16 tRNA genes and 1 rRNA gene are annotated in these 2082 nt (G+C 48.1%); all 17 read right to left on the reverse strand.

Features of this window, described 5'->3' with window-relative positions:
• Positions 1-56: 56 nt before the first annotated feature.
• The 17 genes from MOF34_RS20405 to rrf all read right to left on the reverse strand — a co-directional run bounded on the left by MOF34_RS20405 (position 57) and on the right by rrf (position 1958).
• Positions 57-138, reverse strand: a tRNA-Leu gene (locus tag MOF34_RS20405).
• 280 nt (positions 139-418) lie between these two features.
• Positions 419-507 (reverse strand) — tRNA-Leu (locus MOF34_RS20410).
• 7 nt (positions 508-514) lie between these two features.
• Positions 515-585: transfer RNA gene (locus tag MOF34_RS20415), tRNA-Cys, on the reverse strand.
• A 5-nt stretch (positions 586-590) separates the two neighbouring features.
• Positions 591-665, reverse strand: a tRNA-Gly gene (locus tag MOF34_RS20420).
• A 48-nt stretch (positions 666-713) separates the two neighbouring features.
• Positions 714-785 (reverse strand) — tRNA-Gln (locus tag MOF34_RS20425).
• A gap of 9 nt (positions 786-794) precedes the next feature.
• A tRNA-His gene (locus MOF34_RS20430) sits at positions 795-870 on the reverse strand.
• 24 nt (positions 871-894) lie between these two features.
• Positions 895-968 (reverse strand) — tRNA-Trp (locus MOF34_RS20435).
• Between the two features lie 5 nt (positions 969-973).
• A tRNA-Tyr gene (locus tag MOF34_RS20440) sits at positions 974-1058 on the reverse strand.
• Positions 1059-1079: 21 nt separating this feature from the next.
• Positions 1080-1152 (reverse strand) — tRNA-Thr (locus tag MOF34_RS20445).
• 8 nt (positions 1153-1160) lie between these two features.
• A tRNA-Phe gene (locus MOF34_RS20450) sits at positions 1161-1233 on the reverse strand.
• A gap of 12 nt (positions 1234-1245) precedes the next feature.
• A tRNA-Asp gene (locus MOF34_RS20455) sits at positions 1246-1322 on the reverse strand.
• A 64-nt stretch (positions 1323-1386) separates the two neighbouring features.
• Positions 1387-1463 (reverse strand) — tRNA-Met (locus MOF34_RS20460).
• A 7-nt stretch (positions 1464-1470) separates the two neighbouring features.
• Positions 1471-1546, reverse strand: a tRNA-Val gene (locus tag MOF34_RS20465).
• Positions 1547-1555: 9 nt separating this feature from the next.
• A tRNA-Glu gene (locus tag MOF34_RS20470) sits at positions 1556-1627 on the reverse strand.
• 34 nt (positions 1628-1661) lie between these two features.
• Positions 1662-1753 (reverse strand) — tRNA-Ser (locus MOF34_RS20475).
• Positions 1754-1758: 5 nt separating this feature from the next.
• A tRNA-Asn gene (locus MOF34_RS20480) sits at positions 1759-1833 on the reverse strand.
• A gap of 9 nt (positions 1834-1842) precedes the next feature.
• Positions 1843-1958: ribosomal RNA gene (gene rrf / locus MOF34_RS20485) — 5S ribosomal RNA — on the reverse strand.
• Positions 1959-2082: the final 124 nt, after the last annotated feature.

Genomic DNA, 2082 nt, shown 5'->3' on the forward strand with positions numbered 1-2082 from the left:
ATCTTATGGGGTCAGTCCCATATACGGCAAAGCGTTAATACTACTTCGTTCTAAAATACCGGTGGTCGGGGTCGAACCGACACTCCAGAAGGAACACGATTTTGAGTCGTGCGCGTCTGCCAATTCCGCCACACCGGCAAGTTTTACGTCGTATCTAACCGACGAATATAAATATATCATGGATCTCTTAAAGTGTCAACGTATTTCAAAAAGTTTTTTTGGAAATATAATAATAAAAAAGTGTTAAGAGACTTAACTAAACATAATGGCTCAAGCAGCTTTATGATCATGTATCGGAACTTAGCTGCTTATGATAAATCAAAGCAATAAAAAAATGATCTACTTGAGTAGATCATTAATATGATCAGTTATAGTTTAAACACGCAAACACCAATTCAACTTACCATGTAAGTAAAATTGGTGCCGAGGGCCGGACTTGAACCGGCACGGTAGTCACCTACCGCAGGATTTTAAGTCCTGTGTGTCTGCCAATTCCACCACCCCGGCAAAAGAAAGGCGACACCCGGATTCGAACCGGGGATAAAGGTTTTGCAGACCTCTGCCTTACCACTTGGCTATGCCGCCGTAATTGGAGCGGAAGACGGGATTCGAACCCGCGACCCCCACCTTGGCAAGGTGGTGTTCTACCACTGAACTACTTCCGCATCATAAGAGACTTAATACATCATATGCAGTTGAAATAAAAAGTGAGACTGGGCTAGCTGGATTCGAACCAACGCATGACGGAGTCAAAGTCCGTTGCCTTACCGCTTGGCTATAGCCCAATGATAATATGGGGCGATTGATGGGAATCGAACCCACGAGTGCCAGAGCCACAATCTGGTGCGTTAACCACTTCGCCACAACCGCCATAATCTAAAGATGTTATAAATTTGGCAGGGGCAGTAGGAATCGAACCCACACCGGAGGTTTTGGAGACCTCTGTTCTACCGTTAAACTATGCCCCTATAAATGGTGGAGGGGGGCAGATTCGAACTGCCGAACCCTGAGGGAGCGGATTTACAGTCCGCCGCGTTTAGCCACTTCGCTACCCCTCCACATTAAGTTTTGAAAAACAGTGCCGGCAAGAGGACTTGAACCCCCAACCTACTGATTACAAGTCAGTTGCTCTACCAATTGAGCTACACCGGCATAGGTGATGGCTCGGGACGGAATCGAACCGCCGACACACGGATTTTCAGTCCGTTGCTCTACCAACTGAGCTACCGAGCCTTATTATTTAAATGGCGGTCCGGACGGGACTCGAACCCGCGACCTCCTGCGTGACAGGCAGGCATTCTAACCAACTGAACTACCGGACCATATTAACAAAGTGAATTATTGGGGTTGCACTCTTCGTGCACTCCTCATTTCGTTCATGTAATTTGGTTGCGGGGGCAGGATTTGAACCTGCGACCTTCGGGTTATGAGCCCGACGAGCTACCGAACTGCTCCACCCCGCGATGATAATGGTGGAGGATGACGGGCTCGAACCGCCGACCCTCTGCTTGTAAGGCAGATGCTCTCCCAGCTGAGCTAATCCTCCATCATATAATGACCCGTACGGGATTCGAACCCGTGTTACCGCCGTGAAAGGGCGGTGTCTTAACCGCTTGACCAACGGGCCCAGACTTTCAAATGTGATTATGTATAAGTATCAGTGGCGGAGAGCAAGGGATTCGAACCCTTGAGACGGAGTTGACCGCCTACACGATTTCCAATCGTGCTCCTTCGACCACTCGGACAGCTCTCCAATAATGGCTCCGCAGGTAGGATTCGAACCTACGACCGATCGGTTAACAGCCGATAGCTCTACCACTGAGCTACTGCGGAATGAAGTCTGCCTGGCGATGTCCTACTCTCACAGGGGGAAACCCCCGACTACCATCGGCGCTGAAGAGCTTAACTTCCGTGTTCGGCATGGGAACGGGTGTGACCTCTTCGCCATCATCACCAGACAATTTCAGTGACATTTAACATTATACTATGTATTCTTGAGAAAATCAAGTGTTTTTTCGAAAAAACTTATTCTCTCAAAACTAGATAACAGGTGTGACATTATTCAAAATGTGGTTAAGTCCT

It is taken from the genome of Bacillus sp. T17B1, assembly GCF_026796395.1.
Taxonomy (GTDB): Bacteria; Bacillota; Bacilli; order Bacillales; family Bacillaceae; genus Bacillus; species Bacillus spizizenii_A.